Raw genomic sequence first — 19,933 nt, forward strand, 5'->3', positions numbered from 1 at the left:
CTCCTTGAACTTTCTTTGTGAACCGGTCGGTTATTAGAGCCAGATCAGTAACAAAGAACGGCCCGGACCGTTAATTCGTGAGTGGGAGCTTTAATCAGCTTCAACAAGGGTGGTACCGCGTGCAAAACCACGTCCCTTTTTTATAGGGATGTGGTTTTTTATATTTTATATAGCTGCAGCGCCCAGCTCGAGGTCGCTTCAGCTTTCAAATTAAGGAGGAATGATTACGATGAAAGATTTTATTCAAACATTGTCTGCTGACCAAACGAAAGAGCTGGAGCGGCAATATGCGCTGTATGCCAATGGTGTACAGGAGATCATTCCTGCTGACGAGTTTAAACAGAAGATCGCCAAATCATTGGTCGAGAAAAAGCCGTTAAAAGTGAAGCTTGGTTTAGATCCCTCGGCTCCTGACGTACATATCGGCCATACGGTCGTTCTGCAAAAGCTCAAGCAGTTTCAGGATAACGGCCATATCGTCCAGCTGATCATCGGTGATTTTACGGGTAGGATTGGAGATCCAACAGGCAAATCCACTGTGCGGAAGCAGCTGACGGATGAGGAAGTGAGGCACAATGCGCAGACCTATTTTGAACAGTTCGGCAAAGTACTGGATATGGACAAGGTTGAGCTTCATTACAACGCCGACTGGCTCTCCAAACTGAATTTTGAGGATGTGATCCAGCTCGCTGGGAAAATCACCGTTGCCCGTTTGCTGGAACGCAATGATTTTACGGCGAGGATCTCAACCGGCAAGCCGATTTCTCTGCATGAATTTTTCTACCCGCTCATGCAAGGCTACGATTCTGTCATTCTGGAAAGTGATCTTGAGCTGGGGGGGACAGATCAGCATTTTAACGTGCTGATGGGCCGGCATCTTCAGGAACACTATGGGAAAGAAAAGCAGGTGGTGATGCTGCTTCCGTTGCTTGAAGGGCTAGATGGTGTGGAGAAGATGTCAAAATCCAAAGGCAACTATATCGGGATCAATGAAGATCCGAATGAGATGTTCGGAAAAATGATGTCCATTCCAGATGAGCTGATGCCAAAGTACATCGAATTGGCCACCGACTACACGATGGATGAAAAGAACAAGCTGAAAGATGATCTACAGGCCGGCCGCCTTCACCCGCGCGATGCAAAAATTCGGCTGGGCAAGACCTTTGTTCGAATGTTCCATGGGGAAGAAGCGGCGGAAAAAGCGGAACAGCATTTTCGGGCTGTTTTTCAAAAAGGAGCTGTACCTGATGAGATCCCTTCCATGAAGTGGAACGGATCTGGCACTGCTGCCGTCGTCGATCTGCTCGTCGGCCTCCGGCTTTTAAGTTCCAAGAGCGAAGCACGGAAAATGATCCAGAATGGCGGAGTGAAACTTAATGGAGAAAAAGTTTCAGACATAAAACTTGAGATTGAGATAAAAGATGATACAATCGTTCAAGTAGGAAAAAGAAAGTTTGTAAAATTAACGCTATAAATAAAAACCACCGTTTCTTCATACAGGAAACGGTGGTTTTCTGTCAAAAGAACAGATATTTTTTATTTTGCTTGCTGTTTTTTAACGATTCATAGATTAAAATAAAATCTTCATATAAGCTTTGTCGAAAGTTTCCTTGACTAAGTTATAAAAAGGGTATGCAACACGCATTTGGTGTGTGGTATACTTTTTTGGGTTGAAAACGAACGGCTAGAAATAAAGGCTATGTAATCTGCTTTTTACATAGAATTGGAGGAAAGAATGAAAAAGGAAAATCACGCGGAAAGTGACATGCGCATACTTCCTTTCATGCAGGATGGTGAATATTACTTTCAACGGGGGATAAAAGCTTACCAGAAAAAGGATTTAGATAAAGCAAAAAAATTATTTGAACGAGCTGTATATTTGCAGCCCGAAGAACCGGCCTTTTATTGCCAGCTCGCATCCACATTAGCCGAGCTGGGTGAATATGATAAATCGAACCTGTATTTAGAGCAGGTGCTGGAAACCATGGGACAGGATATTAGTGAGTGTTACTTTTTTATGGCGAATAACTATGCGCATTTGGGCATGTTTTCAGAAGCGGAGACGTACGCATCACTCTATATGAAGAAAGATCCTGACGGTGAATTCGTAGACGATGCCTTGGAACTGCTGGATCTCATTCATTTTGAGAACGGAAGTGAACCGTTAACAGAGGAAGAGGAATTGATCATCGGCCATGAGGAGGCCCGCCACAGTATTGAAAAAGGCGAGTTGAAAGAAGCAAAAAAACAGCTGGCAGAACTCATCATCAAGCATCCAACGTTTTGGGCTGCTTATAATAATCTTGCTCTGACCCATTTTTATTTGAATGAGTATGAAGAAGCGTTGAATGTACTGACTTCGATCCTGGAGAAAAATCCGGGCAATTTGAACGCACTTTGCAATCTTGCTATTTTTTATGAACAATTAGGCAAAAAAGAAGAAGCAGCTCAACTGGTTGAGGGGATGAAAAAGGTTTACCCGATTCATCCTGACCACCGCTATAAGCTCGGCAGCACGTTCGGCATCTTTAATGAGCATGCCTGGGCAAACCGCTGGCTGGCATCCATCAACAAGCATTATTATTACAGCGATCCTGCCTATCTTCATCTACTGGCTGTCTCATTCCATGCGCTTGGCCGTACCGAACGTGCGATCAACTGCTGGTCGAAAGCCCAGGAACTCGACCCGAAAAGCCAGGTTGCTGCTTATTATCTTGAAAAATCCCAGAATGGGGAGCTTGCTGTTACGGGTGCTGATTATCAATACAGAGTACCTTCCTTCGTTAAGCAGGAGAATGTCCAAAAAAGAGATTTTATGCAGCGCTTCAACAATGTGGCACGCGAACTGCAAAAAAACAAATTGGTGCATTTAACCTTATTGCGTGGGAATAATAGCGAAGAAAACATTGAAATGCTTCAGGAATTTTGCACGAGGCAGGATGAGCATACCGTCCTTAAAGAAGTAGCCGCCAGTCTTTTAGTAGAGATGATGCCGGGGACAAAGGTTACAATACAAGGTGAAGATGGAGCGCAGATCATAGAGACTGTCTCTGCAAGTGTGGCAAGGGGGCTTAGTATCCTTGCCATCCTGAAGGAAAACGGAGTTTCCATCGACGATGATGTGACGTTCCTATGGCTGGAAACGATGATATTGGCTCGTTCTGACAGCTCTCTGCTCAGAAATGATCAAGCGATTGCCGCAGCTATTGATTATGTTTCCAAAAAGAGAAAAGACGGTGCAACTCAAGCTGCGATTGCCGAACGGTACGGAATAACGGTTTCGATGCTTTCCTCACGGATTCAATTTATCAAAAGAGGCCTTGAACGCGTAGATTGAGCAAATCGATGGACGAAAACGACTTTGGCCGATACCATGTAAATACAATCTAAAGATTTGCAGACAGATGTTCTGGGGAAGGATCAAAGGAGTGGATCAGGATGAGTGAAGAAAAAATTTATGACGTGATTATCATCGGTGCAGGTCCTGCGGGCATGACTGCCGCTGTCTATACGTCAAGGGCGAACCTCAGCACATTGATGCTTGAGCGCGGGATTCCCGGCGGGCAGATGGCCAATACGGAAGACGTGGAGAACTATCCTGGTTTTGAAACGATCTTAGGGCCTGAGCTGTCCAATAAAATGTTTGAGCACGCAAAAAAATTCGGTGCCGAATATGCTTATGGTGATGTGAAAGAGATCATCGACGGCGAGGAATACAAAACCGTTGTATCCGGCAGCAAAGAATTTAAGGCAAGATCCATTATTATCGGTACCGGGGCGGAATATAAAAAGCTCGGTGTTCCAGGAGAAAAAGAACTTGGCGGACGCGGCGTCTCCTACTGTGCCGTTTGTGACGGAGCGTTCTTTAAGAATAAAGAGCTTGTCGTCATCGGCGGCGGAGACTCTGCTGTAGAGGAAGGCGTTTACCTTACTCGTTTTGCCAGCAAGGTAACCATCGTGCATCGCCGTGATAAATTACGTGCCCAGCAAATTCTTCAGCAGCGCGCTTTTGATAATGAGAAAGTAGATTTCTTATGGAACCATACCGTGAAAGAAATACATGGTGAAAACAATAAAGTAAATAAGCTAACGCTTGTGAGTACGGAGACAGGTGAAGAGCGGGAGTTTTCAGCAGATGGTGTCTTCATCTATGTAGGCATGCTTCCGCTGAACGGCGCTTTTGTGAACTTGGGGATAACAAACGAAGCGGGTTATGTTGAAACGAACGAGCTGATGGAAACACGCATCCCCGGCATTTTTGCTGCAGGTGATGTAAGGGAAAAAACGCTTCGCCAAATCGTTACAGCGACCGGTGACGGAAGTATTGCAGCCCAATCGGCACAGCATTTTGTCGAAGAATTAAAAGAGAGAATGAAAGCGTAAATTCGTAATTCTGATTTAATCAGACTGTAACAGTGGTGAAATAAAAATGGGGTACTATTTATAATAAGAAATTGACCCCCTTTTTATAAATTGCAAGACTTTTGGCGCGGAATGCTTCCGCGCCCTTTTTTTGTGGAATACTAGTTCCATCCCTTAAAATGGAGATGCGTGTTCATTGTGAGGGGTGGCATTTTTTAGTATACTAAAGTTAATGTAACAGGTTATTGAGGTGAACATTGTGCAAAGAGTAACAAACTGTGTTTTGGTTAAAGAAAACGAAGTGCTTCTCTTGCAGAAACCGAGAAGAGGCTGGTGGGTTGCACCTGGCGGAAAAATGGAGTCAGAAGAGTCGATCCGAGATTCTGTCATTCGGGAATACCGTGAAGAAACAGGAATCTATATCAAAAACCCTCAGCTTAAGGGTGTATTTAACTTTATCATCAAAGAAAAAGAAAAGATTATCTCTGAATGGATGATGTTCACCTTTTTGGCAACCGAAGCTGAAGGAGAGGCGCTTGCCGAGTCCGATGAAGGAAAACTAGCCTGGAAACCAGCATCTGAAATCCGTTCATTGCCAATGGCGCCGGGAGATCATCATATTTTGGATTATGTTCTCACCGGGACGGGAATGATTTTTGGCACGTTTACTTACACACCGGATTTTGAATTGCTGTCCTATCGGCTTGATCCGGCGTGATCACAGGCAGGGTCAAACACAAACCATACATCAACCGAATTTATAGAATAAGAGGGGGGAACGGTTATGGAACAGCAGGACGTTCAAATGGTGATTATAACAGGGATGTCAGGAGCAGGAAAAACAGTAGCGATGCAGAGTTTTGAAGACCTGGGCTTCTTTTGTGTTGATAATCTTCCTCCCGCACTATTGCCTAAGTTTGTGGAGCTTATGGAAGAGTCGGACGGAAAACTGAATAAAGTAGCGCTCGTTATGGACCTAAGGGGACGCGAGTTCTTTGACCAGCTGTTTACAACGCTTGATCAGCTGCCTGTCCACTCTCATATTCAGCCGCAGATCATCTACCTTGAAAGCAAGGATGCCACACTTGTCCGCCGATATAAAGAAACGAGACGGTCGCACCCTCTTGCGAAAAGCGGTAATCCGCTTCAGGGAATCATGCAGGAACGCGAAATGCTGGAGGAATTAAAAGGCCGTGCCCAACAAGTCATAGATACAACGGACCTTAAACCGATACAGCTCCGCGAAAAGATAATTGAGCGATTTTCTTCCGAGAAGGCCCACCCTTTTACCGTAAACGTGATGTCGTTCGGGTTCAAATATGGAATGCCGATCGATGCCGATCTCGTATTCGATGTGCGGTTTTTACCGAACCCTCATTACATTGACCACATGCGGCCAAGGACTGGACTGGAACCGGATATTTCAGAATATGTATTGCGGTGGCCTGAAACTAAAACTTTTCTTGAAAAGCTTATCGACTTGCTGAATTTTATGATTCCTCAATATAAGCGGGAAGGAAAGAGCCAGCTGATTATTGGCATCGGCTGCACAGGCGGCAAACACCGTTCGGTTGCTCTGGCAGAATATATAAAGAATGCTCTGTCCAAAGAATTTGTAACATTGAGCAGCCACCGGGACATGGGAAAGGATAAGTCTTAAATGAAACCAATATCAAAAATAGTCGTTCTGGGAGGAGGCACCGGGCTTTCCGTTCTTCTCAGGGGATTAAAGAGCTTTCCTGTAGACATTACGGCGATCGTAACTGTTGCCGATGATGGGGGGAGCTCCGGCCGCCTCCGAAAAGATTACGACATGCCTCCTCCAGGAGACGTGCGCAACGTCCTTGCCGCACTCTCAGAGGTAGAACCTCTAGTGGAACGGCTTTTTCAGCATCGTTTTACGACCGGTGACGGCATTACCGGGCATTCCCTTGGAAATTTGCTTCTGGCTGCCATGCATGACATCACCGGAGATTTTGTCATGGGGATCAGGGAACTGAGCAAGGTGCTGAATGTTCGCGGGCAAGTGCTGCCGGCGGCTAATAAAAGCGTCATTTTAAACGCAGAATATGAAGATGGTTCTTTTATTACGGGAGAGTCGAAAATCCCTCTTCGCAATAAAAGGATCAAGCGTGTGTTTCTTACGCCTGACCATATTGAGCCTTTAAAGGCGAGTGTTGATGCGATTAATGAGGCGGATCTGATTGTCATCGGACCCGGAAGCCTCTATACGAGCATTCTCCCCAATTTGCTGGTTGGCGGTATTCGGGACGCCGTTCTTAAGTCAACGGTGCCTAGAGTATATGTTTGCAACGCTATGACTCAAAAAGGAGAAACCAACCACTTCTCAGCCAGTGACCATGTACAGGCGCTGATTGATCACGTCGGGGATAAAATCGTTGACGTCGTCATTGTTAACAATGAAATCATTCCGGAAGAATTTTTAGAACTTTACCGGGAAGAGGGAGCCGAGCAGGTTACCTGGGATATGGACCGTTTAAAATCTTTTGGTTTTGACATCATTAGTGATAATATAATTCAATATGGTACTTTAGTGCGCCATGATGCGAAACGTGTATCTGAATTGCTTCTTTCTCTTCTTGAAAAGAAGTAATCTTTTCAGAATTGAAGGCTGTTGACCAGCTGTCTAACCCTTACGTTGCCAGAGTGGATAGAAGAGGGGTGAAAAAGGTGTCTTTTGCGGCAGAAACAAAGAAAGAACTGACCAAACTGGATATGAAAGATTGCTGTGCCAAGGCAGAACTGGCAGCACTGATCCGAATGAATGGATCGATCTCTTTTTCGAACCGTCAGATCGTGCTGGATATTCCAACAGAAAACGCTGCCATTGCCAGGCGGATCTATACATTGATTAAGAGAGTTTATTCCTTTCACGTGGAACTCCTGGTCCGGAAGAAAATGAGGCTGAAGAAGAACAACGTCTACATCGTCAGACTCACACAGGAAGCAAGAGCTCTGCTGGAGGATTTAAATATCATAGATGAAACCTTCACGTTCAACCGGGGGATTGCAGAAGAGATTCAAAAAAATTCCTGCTGCCGCCGCTCATACATGAGAGGAGCGTTTTTGGCGGGCGGATCGATCAACCATCCGGAAACCAGCTACCATCTCGAGATTTTTTCAATGTATGAGGAGCATACAGCAGCCTTGTGCGAGCTGATGAACAGCTTTGATTTAAAAGCAAAAATGCTCGAACGCAAAAAAGGGTACATCATTTATTTGAAAGATGGGGAAAAGATATCTGAATTCCTGACGTTGATCGGTGCGCACAACGCTATGCTCTATTTTGAGGACGTCCGGATCTTAAAGGATATGAGGAACTCCGTTAACCGCCTTGTAAACTGTGAAACCGCCAATTTGAATAAAACGGTCGGCGCAGCCATGAGGCAGGTCGAGAATATCAAATTTATTGAAAATGAGGTTGGACTTGAAGTGCTTCCTGACAAGCTTCGCGAGATTGCAGAACTTCGAGTTGCCCATCAGGAAATTACACTAAAAGAACTCGGCGAGATGGTTTCATCAGGTCCCGTGAGTAAATCGGGTGTGAATCACAGGCTTCGGAAAATTGATGAAATCGCTAACAAAATCAGGCTAGGACAACCCATTTCGAAATAACGAGTAAAAACTAAAATCTGTAAGGAGGAACAGCAATGATTGAAAAGAAGGTAACTGTTCAATTGAAAACCGGACTTCAAGCCCGTCCGGCTGCCTTATTTGTGCAGGAAGCGAACCGTTACAACTCTGAAGTATTTGTAGAAAAAGACGGAAAACGAGTCAACGCAAAAAGCATTATGGGAATCATGAGCCTGGCGATTGGATCTGGAGTGGATATTACCATCTCTGTAAGCGGAAATGATGAAGAAGAAGCGATCAAAGGCCTGGAAGCCTTCATAACAGAACAGAACTAGAGTTTATTATGAAAATTAGATAAGTAAAAGGGCAAAAGCTGATTCGATGGCATGTATTCGTTGATCGAAGGGCTTTTGCCTTTTTTATTGGCCATGGGTGTCCTATTTTAGTGAGCCGACACAGACGGCCATTTATGGGCAAAATAGGTGCAGTTCCAGCCAGAGTCATATGATGGATGCTGTCTGCTGCAACAAGGCTCGGAAAAACCATTATCGTTTCGTCCGGGCAAACATCGCCAAAATAAAAATAAAGATGACAATGACTCCGATGGAAACGAGGACATTGTATAGGTTCATGTTCTTCTCCTCAAAATAAAAGCCGCTCGTCAAAAGATGAGCGGCTTTCTTGTTATAAATCTTGAATTAAACGTTCTTAGGATCTTCAACGGAAGTGATGACACGGTCAACGAGTCCGTATTTTACAGCATCCTCTGCCAGCATGAAGTTATCGCGGTCAGTATCGCGTTCAATGATTTCTAAAGGCTGGCCTGTTTTTTCAGAAAGAATTTTGTTCAGCTGTTCGCGCATTTGAATGATACGGCGAGCATGGATTTCAATATCTGCTGCCTGTCCGCGTGTTCCGCCCAGAGGCTGGTGAATCATAACCTCAGAGTTTGGAAGAACGTAACGTTTACCTTTTTCACCGGCTGCAAGCAAGAATGCTCCCATGGACGCTGCCATACCGATACAGATCGTAGAAACGTTCGGCTTGATGAAATTCATGGTATCATAGATCGCCATACCGGCTGTAATGGATCCGCCAGGACTGTTTATGTAAAGGGAGATATCCTTTTCAGGGTCCTCGGCAGCAAGGAAGAGCAACTGAGCTACAATTGAGTTGGATACATTATCGTCAATTCCGCTTCCCAGCATGATAATACGGTCTTTTAACAGACGGGAGTAAATATCATATGCGCGTTCGCCACGGTTCGTTTGTTCAATTACTGTAGGAATTAAATTCATGAATAATCCTCCTTTTATGGTGTGTTTTTCATGTGTTACTGACATCATACAAAAAAGGTCAAACAAGGTCAAACGAAAAGCTTCTTTGATGATAATTCTATGTAGAGGCTTCACAATCCTTTATTTAACAATATGTTTAGACTATCATCATCATTCCCGCGTGACCGGGTTTTAAACGTGCAGCACATCAAAAGTTTTATAGATAATGTGGATCAGCCATTTTTGATATTCATATAAGCGGTTTCGAGATTTCGGATCCGGCGGACAATCTCTGCGTTCTTATTTAAATGGTCATTGATGAGGGTCCCGACGATGGAACGGTAATAGGCGTTCATTGCGTGTGATTTTGTAAATACGTCTTTGTTACGTTCGATGTATTGTTTGAAATTCTCCTCGAAAAAAGCAACTGAAAATTGTTCAGCCATGGTTGCAGCACTCCTTCATTTTAACTGTTTATATCGTATCAGATTCCGGTGCCTGGCACCAAATTCCGGTGCCAGGCACCAAAACAGAAAATTTAATTATTGGTAGCAGGCACCCAAGCCGTTGGCAAAAGGTGTCCAGTAATAAATTCTGACCCTTGTTTTGACAATTGGAAATTCTCGTGATATAGTTGTGCTGACCATAAACGTGTTATTACGACTGGATGTAAACAAAAGTTTTCTTTTAGTTTTTGTAGCATTGTCACATGGTTCCAATTTTTAAAGCGCTTTAATGCGCCGACAGGAGGATATACCCATGCAAAACGGGAAAGTAAAATGGTTCAACGCAGAAAAAGGATTCGGCTTCATCGAAGTTGAAGGTGGAGACGATGTATTCGTACACTTTTCTGCTATCCAATCTGAAGGTTTCAAATCTTTAGACGAAGGTCAAGAAGTATCTTTCGAAATCGTTGAAGGTGCTCGCGGACCTCAAGCAGCTAACGTTACTAAACTTTAATAGCGTGATAAAAGGGCCAGTGACGGCCCTTTTTTTATTGTCCTTTTTTAGGCAGTGTGACAGCGGGAGGTAACCCGCTGGAAGAAACTTTAATTCCATATCTCATCTTTTGGAGTGTTGCATTCTGTCATTCTATAGTATCATAGTTACAGGAGGGATTCGAATGGAACTGGGATTATTTCAACAACAGAATTTAAGCCTCGTCATGACTGCAGAGCTGCGCCAGGCCATTGCCATCCTGCAATATCCTTGCTATGAACTTTCTCAATTTTTACAAGAACAAGCGGTCGAGAACCCACTCATTGAGTTATCGGAATCACCAGCCTTTTTTAATAACGATAAAAAGAAAGCGCTTCAAAAAAATAAAACAAACCAGGATGGCGATGTCATCAGTATGATGCAGCCTGCCGTTGTTTCCATGCATGACCGCCTTCTTTTTCAAGCTCTATCTATACCTGCATCAGACGAGATCGGATCCATCATTCGCTTTCTGATCTTAAATATAGATCAAGCCGGTTACCTGGATATAACGGAAGAAGAGGTGAAGAAGCGATTCGGCATCAGTTCCGGAACATTTGAGAAAGCCGTTGATTCGCTTCATCAGCTGGAGCCGGCAGGCATCGGAGCCCGGAACCTGAGAGAATGCCTGCTTCTTCAATTAAAATCTCTAGGAATGGAAGAAGATCTTGCTTACCGGATCGCCGACAACCATCTTGATCAGCTCGCAGCCCGAAAGCTGAAACAGATTGCTGCAGATCTAGGGACAACGGTTCAGGCTGTAGAGCAAGCGGCTGACTTTATCCAGACGCTCGATCCGAAGCCAGGACGGAAATTATCCAGCCATAGTGATTTAGGCTATTTGTACCCGGATCTCTCAGTAATCGAAGACAACGGAACGTATAAGCTTGCCATCAATGACCACTTCACACCGAAAGTGCAGTTAAATGAAAGCTATGCTCATCTCTTAAAGTCAAAGTCCAGCGGGGCGGCGCAATATTTGCAGGAACATTATCAAAAGCTCCAATGGCTGCAGAAGAGCCTTGAACAGAGAAAAAATACCCTTATCATGATTGCCAAGGAAATTGTTTCGGCTCAGCAAAACTTTTTAAAAAGGGGTCCTGAACACCTCGTTCCCATGACATTGAGGGAAGTAGCAGAGCGGATCGGCATGCATGAATCAACCGTCAGCCGGGCGGTTAAAAACAAAGTGATTCAAACACCAAGGGGAGCGTTTGAACTAAAGGCGTTTTTTACGGCAAAGATCGAAACCGTAAGCGGTGAAAATGCCTCTTCCCAGACCGCTAAACTCGCGATCAAAAAAGTAATTGAAGAAGAAGATAAATCAAGGCCTTTATCGGATCAAGCGATCTCTGAACTATTGGCCAGTAAAAAGGGGCTCAGCATTTCACGGCGTACGGTGGCCAAGTACAGGGAGGAGCTGAACATCGCTTCCTCTTCCAAAAGAAAAAGATACTCCTGAAAAAAGCCCTGTTTAAATGGGCTTTTTTTATTTAAAATAAAAATGGAATAAAAATTTTTTGAATGGGGTACAACTAAATGAGTCCACTTTCGATCACATTTTATACAAAATATCATTGTCCTCTGTGCGACAAAGCACATAAGATATTACAGGAGCTTCAAGAGGAAATCCCGATGGAGATCCATAAGGTCGATATTTACGGATCAGATGAACTCATCGAAAAATATGGGCTGATGATCCCGGTGATTGCAGCAGGGGATGAAGAGATTCAGTACGGGCAGATTCATAAGGAATCTTTAAGAAAGCGTTTACTAACAATTAATAAGTAATTTTTGTTGAAATGTTGTCACAGGATTGTTAGAATGAAGGAGACTTAAACAAAGGTCATTTTTTTATAGATTCGTTGGGACGTAAAATGGCTATCCGGGACGATGAATGTCCCGTTGATTGTTGGACTCCTCTTAATGTTCTGCCTTACACAAGATAGGGGAATGCATGATGGACGATTTAATAGAAATACAGAAGAAGCTTTTGCCGGATCTTCTGGAGGTAATGAGAAAACGATACAGCATTTTAAAAATTGTTCGCTTTCATGAACCCATCGGCAGACGAAGCCTTGCAGCCAACCTTAACATGACGGAAAGGGTTCTCCGTGCTGAGGTCAGTTTTTTGAAAGACCAGGGTTTGCTCTCCATCCTGCCGGGTGGTATGTCGCTGACGCCTGACGGTTTAAGTGTTCTAGAGAGACTCGAAGTTCTAATGAATGAACTGTCCGGACTTCGTGTTTTAGAAATGAAGTTGAGGGAAAACTTAAACCTGTCTGAAGTGATCATCGTTCCTGGCGACAGTGATGAAGATCCTTGGATTAAAAATGAAATGGGCAAGGCGGCAGTCATAAGGTTGAAACAGGAGTTAAACGGTAATAATGTCATTGCGGTGACAGGCGGCACAACCATTGCTGCTGTCGCGGAAATGATGACTCCTGGAAACAAAGATCAGGACCTTCTGTTCGTCCCAGCCAGAGGCGGTCTTGGCGAAAAGGTAGAAAATCAGGCAAACACCATCTGTTCTACCATGGCAGTAAAAGCAAGAGGTGAGTATCGCCTGCTTCATTTACCCGATCAGCTGAGCAAAGAGACTTATCTTTCACTCATGGAGGAACCCGGGGTTAAAGAAGTCATGGAGCTGATACACTCAGCAAGTATAGTCATCCATGGAATTGGCGATGCTAAAACAATGGCTAACCGGAGAAATTCTTCTGTGGCTGTTCTGGAAAAATTGGAACATGAAAAGGCAGTAGCTGAGGCTTTCGGCTATTACTTCAACCACCAGGGAGAAGTCGTGCATCGTGTTCGAACGATAGGTCTTCAATTGAATGACCTGAAACATAGTGATTTTATCATGGCTGTTGCAGGAGGTTCCTCGAAAGCGGAAGCCATCGCAGCATTTATGAAGCATGGCCCTAAAAAGGTGCTGATCACCGATGAAGGAGCGGCACGCAAGCTGCTTGCAGGCTCGTGAAAGACTATGTAACTTGTTGTGTGACTAAAGGGCTATCCCTTTAACTATAATTTTCTTTCTAATTATAAGGAGGTCATTTTAAATGGCAACTAAAGTTGGTATTAATGGATTTGGTCGTATCGGCCGTAACGTATTTCGTGCAGCGCTTAACAACCCTAACGTAGAAGTGGTAGCTGTTAATGATTTAACAGATGCAAACATGCTTGCATTCCTATTGAAGCATGACACTGTACACGGAAAGCTTGATGCGACTGTTGAAGTTGGTGAAAACTCGCTAATCGTAAACGGCAAAGAAATCAAAGTTTTGGCTGAGCGCGACCCAGCTCAATTGGGATGGGGAGACCTTGGCGTGGAAGTAGTTGTTGAATCTACTGGACGTTTCACAAAACGTGCAGACGCTGCTAAACACTTGGAAGCCGGCGCTAAAAAAGTAATCATCTCTGCTCCTGCAAATGACGAAGATATCACTGTAGTAATGGGTGTGAACGAAGACAAATACGATGCTGGAAGCCACCATGTCATTTCTAACGCTTCTTGTACGACAAACTGTCTAGCTCCTTTCGCGAAAGTACTAAACGAAAAATTTGGAATCAAACGCGGTATGATGACAACTGTTCACTCTTACACAAATGATCAGCAGATCCTTGATCTTCCGCACAAAGACTACCGTCGTGCACGTGCAGCTGCAGAAAACATCATTCCTACAACGACTGGTGCTGCAAAAGCTGTTTCTCTAGTGCTTCCTGAACTTAAAGGAAAACTAAACGGTATGGCAATGCGTGTTCCAACTCCAAACGTATCCTTAGTTGACCTTGTTGCTGAACTTGACAAAGAAGTTTCTGCTGAAGAAATCAACTCAGCATTGAAAGAAGCAGCTGAAGGCCCATTAAAAGGCATTCTTGGATACAGCGACGAGCCGCTTGTATCTACTGACTATAACGGCAACACAAACTCTTCTACAGTTGACGGCCTTTCTACAATGGTTATGGAAGGCAACATGGTTAAAGTCATCTCTTGGTACGACAACGAAACTGGATACTCCAGCCGTGTTGTGGACCTTATTGACTTTATTGCTAAAAAAGGACTTTAATAATAGAGAGAAATAAAAGTAGAGGGGAAGGGTTGAAAGATGCCCTTACCCTCTTTCCCTTGTAAGGAATTTTACCCAAGGAAAAAAAACGCGCAGTTGATAAATTCCAAAAAGAAGTTCACCAAGGAATTTTTACCCGTAGCAATGGCATGCAGTTCAAAAATTCCAGCGATGAAGTTGCCAGCAGTTAAAAATTCCAACGAAGTTAACCCGAACCAAAAGCATACTGCTATAACTCTTAGAAAGTTACACCTAGGAACTTCTCGTTTTCACCTGCGCATTTTAGGTTAAACTAGGGTGTGTAAAAGGGATTCTCTTCTTCTCTATTTAAGACTGTCAGGAGGTTATACTTATGAACAAGAAAACAGTTCGTGACATCGACGTTAATGGAAAAGTGGTATTCTGCCGCGTTGACTTTAATGTACCGATGGAAAATGGGAAAATTACCGACGATACTAGAATCCGTGCGGCACTCCCAACGATCCAATACTTAACAGAGCAAGGGGCCAAAGTGTTATTGGCCAGCCATCTTGGACGTCCGAAAGGCCAAGTCGTTGAAGAGCTTCGCTTGACCCAAGTGGCACAGCGCTTGAGCGATCTTCTTGGCAAAGAAGTGTTAAAAACCGATGAAGCATACGGCGAAGAAGTCAAGAAGGCATTGGCGAGCATCGATAACGGAGGCGTTATCCTTCTTGAGAACGTCCGCTTTTATCCTGGAGAAGAAAAAAATGATCCTGAATTAGCAAAGAAATTTGCAGAATTTGCTGATGTGTATGTGAACGATGCTTTCGGTGCAGCCCACCGTGCGCACGCATCCACGGAAGGCGTAGCAAAACATCTTCCGGCTGTTGCAGGTTTCTTAATGGAAAAAGAACTAGATGTGCTTGGAAAAGCTCTGTCTGATCCTGACCGTCCGTTTACTGCCATCATCGGCGGTGCGAAAGTTAAAGATAAAATTGATGTGATCAATAACCTGCTCGATAAAGTAGATAACCTGATCATCGGCGGAGGCCTTGGCTATACGTTCATCAAAGCGTTGGGCCATGATGTAGGTAAATCTCTTTTAGAAGAAGACAAAATTGAAACAGCAAAAGGATTCATGGAGAAAGCGAAGGAAAAAGGCGTTAACTTCCTTATCCCTGAAGACATTCTTGTAGCTGACGATTTTTCAAACGATGCCAACACGAAAGTGGTAAGCATTGATTCCATCCCTTCTGATTGGGAGGGTCTTGATATCGGAACGAAAACGATTGAAAAGTACCAAAATACCATTAAGAATTCGAAGCTTGTAATATGGAACGGGCCAATGGGAGTCTTTGAAATTGAAGCCTTCTCCAAAGGAACCCGCTCTGTTGCAGAAGCATTGGCAGAAGCTAAAGATACTTATAGTGTAATCGGAGGCGGAGATTCAGCAGCTGCAGTTGAGAAATTTGGCCTCGCAGATCAAATGAGCCACATCTCAACAGGCGGCGGTGCTTCTCTTGAATTCATGGAAGGAAAAGAACTTCCTGGTGTCACAGCATTAAATGACAAGTAATCCCGTTTGAAAAGAAATCGACGAAGAACTGTGCTATTGATCCGCGAGATCCCTTGAGTTTCGGAGCAACTGCACATTCTTAGGAAGGTGAAAAACATGCGAAAACCGATTATTGCAGGAAACTGGAAAATGAACAAAACACTTTCTGAAGCAAAATCTTTTGTTGAAGAAGTAAAAGGATCCATCCCTTCTTCTGATGCAGTAGATTCTGTTGTCTGCGCGCCAGCTTTATTCTTGGACGCACTTGTAAATGCCTCCAAGGGAACAGACCTTGGCATTGGTGCTCAAAACATGCACTTTGAAGACAATGGAGCGTTCACAGGCGAAATCAGCCCTGTTATGCTGAAAGACCTTGGTGTGGGCTATGTCGTTCTTGGACATTCCGAGCGCCGCGAGTACTTTGGTGAAACCGATGAGCTCGTTAACCAAAAGACCCATGCTGCTTTCAACCACGGGTTAACCCCGATCGTTTGTGTAGGTGAAACCCTTGAACAGCGTGAAGCAGACCAAACAAAAGACGTTGTAAAAACCCAAACGGAAAAAGGACTTCAAGGTCTTTCCGAAGAACAAGTTAAACGTACGGTCGTTGCTTACGAACCGGTTTGGGCGATCGGTACGGGCAAAACGGCTTCCTCTGAAGATGCCAACGAGGTTTGCGGCTACATCCGCAGCGTCATCGCTGATCAGTTCTCACAAGAAGCGGCTGACCAAGTCCGCATTCAATACGGCGGAAGCGTTAAGCCAGGCAACATCAAAGAACTAATGGGCATGTCTGATATCGACGGTGCTCTCGTTGGAGGAGCAAGCCTTGAGCCACAATCGTTCCTTCAGCTTTTGGAAGGTGTAAACAATGCCTAAAAAACCTGTCGCACTGATTATTCTTGATGGTTTTGCATGCCGCGGAGAAGAAAAAGGTAATGCCGTTGCACATGCGAAAAAGCCAAACTTTGACCGATATTGGGAGACCTATCCTCATAGCCATTTGACAGCATGCGGAGAAGCTGTAGGGCTTCCTCCTGGGCAGATGGGGAATTCTGAAGTCGGACATTTGAATATTGGTGCTGGCCGTATTGTTTACCAAAGCCTTACCCGTGTGAATCTTGCGATCAAGGAAGGGGATTTCTATGAAAATCCGACCTTTATCGAAGCGATGAATGAAGTGAAGAAGAAGGGAACAAACCTTCACATCTTCGGACTTCTTTCTGACGGCGGGATCCACAGCCACATCGACCATATTTTTGCATTGCTTGAAACGGCTAAAAAGCAAGGCGTAGAAAAGGTTTACCTGCACGGCTTCTTGGACGGCAGGGATGTTCCTCCGCAATCGGCAAAAGGCTATATCGAGCAGACGTTGAAAAAAATGGACGAGCTGGGAATAGGACAGATTGCGACGTTGTCCGGACGCTATTACTCTATGGACCGTGACAAACGCTGGGATCGTGTAGAAAAATCCTACCGAGCCATGGTTTATGGCGAAGGCCCGGATTACACCGACCCGATCGAAGTGGTGGAAGACTCCTACAAGAATGAAATCTATGATGAATTTGTTCTTCCTTCTGTTTTGAAGAAGGAAGATGGTTCACCGGTTGCTGCCATCCAAGACGGAGATGCAATTATCTTTTGTAACTTCCGGCCGGACCGCGCCATTCAGATTTCACAGGTCTTCACAAATGAAGATTTCCGAGGCTTTGATCGTGGAGATCGATTCCCGAAAGACATTCACTTTGTGTGCCTGACCAACTTCAGTGAGACGGTGCAGGGAGATGTCGCGTTCAAACCGACAAACCTTGACAACACGCTGGGGGAAGTTCTTTCACAGCAAAATTATAAACAGCTGCGTATTGCAGAAACTGAAAAGTATCCTCACGTTACCTTCTTCTTCAGCGGCGGGCGCGAAGCGGAATTTGAAGGTGAAAAACGGATTTTGATTGATTCACCAAAGGTGGCTACGTATGATCTGAAGCCGGAGATGAGTGTCTATGAAGTAACTGACGCTCTTCTTAAAGAAATCGAGGCCGATAATCATGACGCGATCATCCTGAACTTTGCCAATCCGGATATGGTCGGCCATTCAGGTAAACTCGAACCGACGATCAAGGCGATCGAGGCCGTGGATGAGTGTCTTGGAAAAGTAGTGGACGCGATCCTTGCGAAAGACGGTTATGCTATGATTACAGCTGACCACGGAAACGCAGACGAAGTGGTAACGCTAGAAGGCAAACCAATGACCGCCCACACGACGAACTCGGTGCCGATCATCGTTACGAAGAAAGATATCGAACTTCGCGACGGCGGCAAGCTTGCTGACCTCGCACCGACGTTCCTGACCCTTCTCGGCGGCAAACAGCCGAAGGAGATGACAGGCGAAACGCTGATCAAAGGCTAATTTTTGAAATAAGGATTGTTCCTACCGATAAAATCTTGTTTGATAAGGAGAGAAAATTTTATGTCAGCAATTATTGAAGTATATGCTCGTGAAGTACTGGACTCCCGCGGGAATCCAACAGTAGAAGTAGAAGTTTACACTGAGTCCGGCGCATTCGGCCGTGCGATCGTGCCAAGCGGTGCATCCACAGGTGAATACGAAGCAGTAGAACTTCGTGACGGCGACAAAGGCCGCTACCTAGGGAAAGGTGTACAAACAGCAGTTGAGAACGTGAACACGCTTATCGCACCTGAATTGATCGGATACGATGTATTGGATCAAGTCGGAATCGACAAAACGTTGATCGATCTTGATGGAACAGAAAATAAAGGGAAATTCGGAGCAAACGCAATCCTTGGTGTATCCATGGCTGTGGCTCGTGCTGCTGCGGATCTTCTTGGTCTTCCTCTGTACATGTACCTTGGAGGTTTCAACTCAAAAACTCTTCCAGTTCCAATGATGAACATCCTGAACGGAGGAGAGCATGCTGACAATAATGTCGACATTCAAGAATTTATGGTAATGCCAGTCGGCGCACCAACTTTCTCTGAAGCACTTCGTATGGGAGCTGAAATCTTCCACAGTCTTAAATCTGTATTAAAAGAAAAAGGACTAAACACAGCTGTAGGTGACGAAGGCGGATTCGCACCAAACCTTTCTTCAAATGAAGAAGCGCTTCAAACCATCATGGAAGCTATCGAAAAAGCTGGCTACAAGCCTGGTGAAGAAGTACGTCTTGCAATGGACGTTGCCTCTTCTGAGCTATTCAACAAAGAAGACGGCAAATACCATCTTTCTGGTGAGGGTGTTGTTAAAACATCTGAAGAAATGGTTGCTTTCTACGAAGATCTTGTTTCTAAATACCCAATCATCTCTATTGAAGATGGCTTGGATGAAAACGACTGGGAAGGCCACAAGCTGTTGACTGACCGTCTTGGCAAGAAAATTCAGCTTGTAGGAGACGACCTGTTCGTAACAAACACAACTAAACTTGCTCAAGGTATCGAGCAGGGCGTAGGCAACTCTATCCTTATCAAAGTGAACCAAATCGGTACATTGACTGAAACCTTTGATGCGATCGAAATGGCGAAACGTGCAGGTTACACTGCAGTTATCTCTCACCGTTCTGGTGAAAGCGAAGACAGCACAATCGCTGACATCGCTGTAGCGACAAACGCTGGACAAATCAAAACCGGTGCTCCTTCCCGTACCGACCGTGTAGCGAAATACAACCAATTGCTTCGTATCGAAGACGAATTGGCAAGCATCAGCCGCTACCCTGGATTGAGCGCATTCTACAACCTTCAAAAATAAGTTATTTTAGTAAACCGCTTGAGGCCTGATCAGTCGCAAGCGGTTTTTTTGTTGGATCTGGGGGATTGCCGCATAAATATTTTCATCAGATTCGCGCGTATTTCATGGAGACTGGCGCGTATTTCATCCTTAGAGTATACCGCGCAAAATTTAAGTCGTTCTTGAGAAGGAAAAAAGGTGTTTTCCAGAGAAGATAACTCCAATAAAAAGAGGATTAAAAGGCGTTCATTGCCCTTCGTGCTTCGACTTTGGTATGTAAAAAACATATGCTGTTAAATGGCTTTGTCCATTCTGTAACCATTCCTCCGAACATGCCCACGTGTATTCTTTGGAAGGCTTTAAACTTCTCATTGGCTCAACAATCACCAATCGC

Annotated in this window: 19 protein-coding genes and 1 other annotated feature (1 of these 20 cut by a window edge); of the genes, 17 read left to right on the forward strand and 2 right to left on the reverse strand. The window is 44.5% G+C overall.

Translation table 11 applies throughout. The annotated features are described in order from the left end of the window. Window positions 1-140: a binding site (T-box leader), on the forward strand (it extends 93 nt beyond the left edge of the window). A gap of 89 nt (window positions 141-229) precedes the next feature. The 8 genes from tyrS to QYF49_RS03720 all read left to right on the forward strand — a co-directional run bounded on the left by tyrS (window position 230) and on the right by QYF49_RS03720 (window position 8,291). Next, window positions 230-1,474, forward strand: coding sequence for a tyrosine--tRNA ligase (gene tyrS / locus QYF49_RS03685; RefSeq protein ID WP_290398267.1), 1,245 nt, complete (start codon window positions 230-232; stop codon window positions 1,472-1,474). Window positions 1,475-1,735: 261 nt separating this feature from the next. Next, window positions 1,736-3,337, forward strand: coding sequence for a tetratricopeptide repeat protein (locus tag QYF49_RS03690; protein ID WP_290398268.1), 1,602 nt, complete (start codon window positions 1,736-1,738; stop codon window positions 3,335-3,337). A gap of 101 nt (window positions 3,338-3,438) precedes the next feature. Further along, the gene (gene trxB, locus QYF49_RS03695; RefSeq protein WP_290398269.1) at window positions 3,439-4,383 is read left to right on the forward strand and encodes a thioredoxin-disulfide reductase; all 945 of its coding nucleotides are present in this window, start codon (window positions 3,439-3,441) and stop codon (window positions 4,381-4,383) included. Between the two features lie 238 nt (window positions 4,384-4,621). Next, on the forward strand, window positions 4,622-5,080 hold the full coding sequence (locus QYF49_RS03700) for an 8-oxo-dGTP diphosphatase (RefSeq protein WP_290398270.1): 459 nt from the start codon (window positions 4,622-4,624) through the stop codon (window positions 5,078-5,080). A 66-nt stretch (window positions 5,081-5,146) separates the two neighbouring features. Further along, complete coding sequence (gene rapZ / locus QYF49_RS03705; RefSeq protein WP_290398271.1) at window positions 5,147-6,022, forward strand: RNase adapter RapZ; 876 nt, start codon at window positions 5,147-5,149, stop codon at window positions 6,020-6,022. Beyond that, window positions 6,023-6,976: a gluconeogenesis factor YvcK family protein gene (locus QYF49_RS03710; RefSeq protein WP_290398272.1), complete on the forward strand. Its 954-nt coding sequence runs from the start codon at window positions 6,023-6,025 to the stop codon at window positions 6,974-6,976. A gap of 77 nt (window positions 6,977-7,053) precedes the next feature. Next, entirely contained in the window at window positions 7,054-7,998 is a 945-nt protein-coding gene (gene whiA, locus QYF49_RS03715) for a DNA-binding protein WhiA (protein ID WP_290398273.1), read from the forward strand. A 35-nt stretch (window positions 7,999-8,033) separates the two neighbouring features. Then, a complete protein-coding gene (locus tag QYF49_RS03720) occupies window positions 8,034-8,291 on the forward strand; it encodes an HPr family phosphocarrier protein (protein WP_290398274.1) in 258 nt (85 codons plus the stop codon). A gap of 363 nt (window positions 8,292-8,654) precedes the next feature. Here QYF49_RS03720 and clpP read toward each other — a convergent pair whose 3' ends face one another. Next, the gene (gene clpP, locus QYF49_RS03725; protein WP_290398275.1) at window positions 8,655-9,254 is read right to left on the reverse strand and encodes an ATP-dependent Clp endopeptidase proteolytic subunit ClpP; all 600 of its coding nucleotides are present in this window, start codon (window positions 9,252-9,254) and stop codon (window positions 8,655-8,657) included. A 212-nt stretch (window positions 9,255-9,466) separates the two neighbouring features. Then, window positions 9,467-9,679 (reverse strand): protein YvfG, encoded by a 213-nt coding sequence (yvfG, locus tag QYF49_RS03730; RefSeq protein ID WP_290398276.1) that lies wholly within the window; start codon window positions 9,677-9,679, stop codon window positions 9,467-9,469. Between the two features lie 313 nt (window positions 9,680-9,992). Here yvfG and cspD point away from each other — a divergent pair, with 313 nt between their 5' ends. The 9 genes from cspD (at window position 9,993) to eno (ending at window position 19,560) form a co-directional block, all read left to right on the forward strand. Beyond that, window positions 9,993-10,193, forward strand: coding sequence for a cold-shock protein CspD (gene cspD / locus QYF49_RS03735; RefSeq protein ID WP_061971998.1), 201 nt, complete (start codon window positions 9,993-9,995; stop codon window positions 10,191-10,193). 163 nt (window positions 10,194-10,356) lie between these two features. Beyond that, the gene (rpoN, locus tag QYF49_RS03740; protein WP_290398277.1) at window positions 10,357-11,673 is read left to right on the forward strand and encodes an RNA polymerase factor sigma-54; all 1,317 of its coding nucleotides are present in this window, start codon (window positions 10,357-10,359) and stop codon (window positions 11,671-11,673) included. 77 nt (window positions 11,674-11,750) lie between these two features. Next, complete coding sequence (locus QYF49_RS03745) at window positions 11,751-12,002, forward strand: glutaredoxin family protein (protein ID WP_290398278.1); 252 nt, start codon at window positions 11,751-11,753, stop codon at window positions 12,000-12,002. 169 nt (window positions 12,003-12,171) lie between these two features. Then, a complete protein-coding gene (locus QYF49_RS03750) occupies window positions 12,172-13,194 on the forward strand; it encodes a sugar-binding transcriptional regulator (RefSeq protein ID WP_290399038.1) in 1,023 nt (340 codons plus the stop codon). Between the two features lie 82 nt (window positions 13,195-13,276). Continuing rightward, a complete protein-coding gene (gene gap, locus QYF49_RS03755; RefSeq protein ID WP_290398279.1) occupies window positions 13,277-14,284 on the forward strand; it encodes a type I glyceraldehyde-3-phosphate dehydrogenase in 1,008 nt (335 codons plus the stop codon). 352 nt (window positions 14,285-14,636) lie between these two features. After that, window positions 14,637-15,821 carry a phosphoglycerate kinase gene (locus QYF49_RS03760; RefSeq protein ID WP_290398280.1) on the forward strand — a complete coding sequence of 395 codons (1,185 nt, stop codon included), beginning with the start codon at window positions 14,637-14,639 and terminating at the stop codon, window positions 15,819-15,821. Between the two features lie 96 nt (window positions 15,822-15,917). Then, the gene (tpiA, locus tag QYF49_RS03765) at window positions 15,918-16,679 is read left to right on the forward strand and encodes a triose-phosphate isomerase (protein ID WP_290398281.1); all 762 of its coding nucleotides are present in this window, start codon (window positions 15,918-15,920) and stop codon (window positions 16,677-16,679) included. Beyond that, window positions 16,672-18,207: a 2,3-bisphosphoglycerate-independent phosphoglycerate mutase gene (gene gpmI / locus QYF49_RS03770; RefSeq protein WP_290398282.1), complete on the forward strand. Its 1,536-nt coding sequence runs from the start codon at window positions 16,672-16,674 to the stop codon at window positions 18,205-18,207. Before tpiA ends, gpmI begins: the two co-directional genes overlap by 8 nt. A gap of 60 nt (window positions 18,208-18,267) precedes the next feature. Then, complete coding sequence (gene eno / locus QYF49_RS03775; protein ID WP_290398283.1) at window positions 18,268-19,560, forward strand: phosphopyruvate hydratase; 1,293 nt, start codon at window positions 18,268-18,270, stop codon at window positions 19,558-19,560. Window positions 19,561-19,933 lie beyond the last annotated feature (373 nt).

This window comes from Fictibacillus terranigra (assembly GCF_030412265.1).
GTDB lineage: Bacteria > Bacillota > Bacilli > Bacillales > Fictibacillaceae > Fictibacillus_C > Fictibacillus_C terrinigri.

Coding starts and splice junctions, on each gene's coding strand:
- tyrS (WP_290398267.1), top strand. CDS start 230: ATGAAAGATTTTATTCAAACATTGTCTGCTGACCAAACGAAAGAGCTG.
- trxB (WP_290398269.1), top strand. CDS start 3,439: ATGAGTGAAGAAAAAATTTATGACGTGATTATCATCGGTGCAGGTCCT.
- QYF49_RS03690 (WP_290398268.1), top strand. CDS start 1,736: ATGAAAAAGGAAAATCACGCGGAAAGTGACATGCGCATACTTCCTTTC.
- tpiA (WP_290398281.1), top strand. CDS start 15,918: ATGCGAAAACCGATTATTGCAGGAAACTGGAAAATGAACAAAACACTT.
- QYF49_RS03720 (WP_290398274.1), top strand. CDS start 8,034: ATGATTGAAAAGAAGGTAACTGTTCAATTGAAAACCGGACTTCAAGCC.
- yvfG (WP_290398276.1), bottom strand. CDS start 9,679: ATGGCTGAACAATTTTCAGTTGCTTTTTTCGAGGAGAATTTCAAACAA.
- QYF49_RS03710 (WP_290398272.1), top strand. CDS start 6,023: ATGAAACCAATATCAAAAATAGTCGTTCTGGGAGGAGGCACCGGGCTT.
- QYF49_RS03760 (WP_290398280.1), top strand. CDS start 14,637: ATGAACAAGAAAACAGTTCGTGACATCGACGTTAATGGAAAAGTGGTA.
- cspD (WP_061971998.1), top strand. CDS start 9,993: ATGCAAAACGGGAAAGTAAAATGGTTCAACGCAGAAAAAGGATTCGGC.
- gpmI (WP_290398282.1), top strand. CDS start 16,672: ATGCCTAAAAAACCTGTCGCACTGATTATTCTTGATGGTTTTGCATGC.
- clpP (WP_290398275.1), bottom strand. CDS start 9,254: ATGAATTTAATTCCTACAGTAATTGAACAAACGAACCGTGGCGAACGC.
- rapZ (WP_290398271.1), top strand. CDS start 5,147: ATGGAACAGCAGGACGTTCAAATGGTGATTATAACAGGGATGTCAGGA.
- QYF49_RS03750 (WP_290399038.1), top strand. CDS start 12,172: ATGGACGATTTAATAGAAATACAGAAGAAGCTTTTGCCGGATCTTCTG.
- gap (WP_290398279.1), top strand. CDS start 13,277: ATGGCAACTAAAGTTGGTATTAATGGATTTGGTCGTATCGGCCGTAAC.
- eno (WP_290398283.1), top strand. CDS start 18,268: ATGTCAGCAATTATTGAAGTATATGCTCGTGAAGTACTGGACTCCCGC.
- rpoN (WP_290398277.1), top strand. CDS start 10,357: ATGGAACTGGGATTATTTCAACAACAGAATTTAAGCCTCGTCATGACT.
- QYF49_RS03745 (WP_290398278.1), top strand. CDS start 11,751: ATGAGTCCACTTTCGATCACATTTTATACAAAATATCATTGTCCTCTG.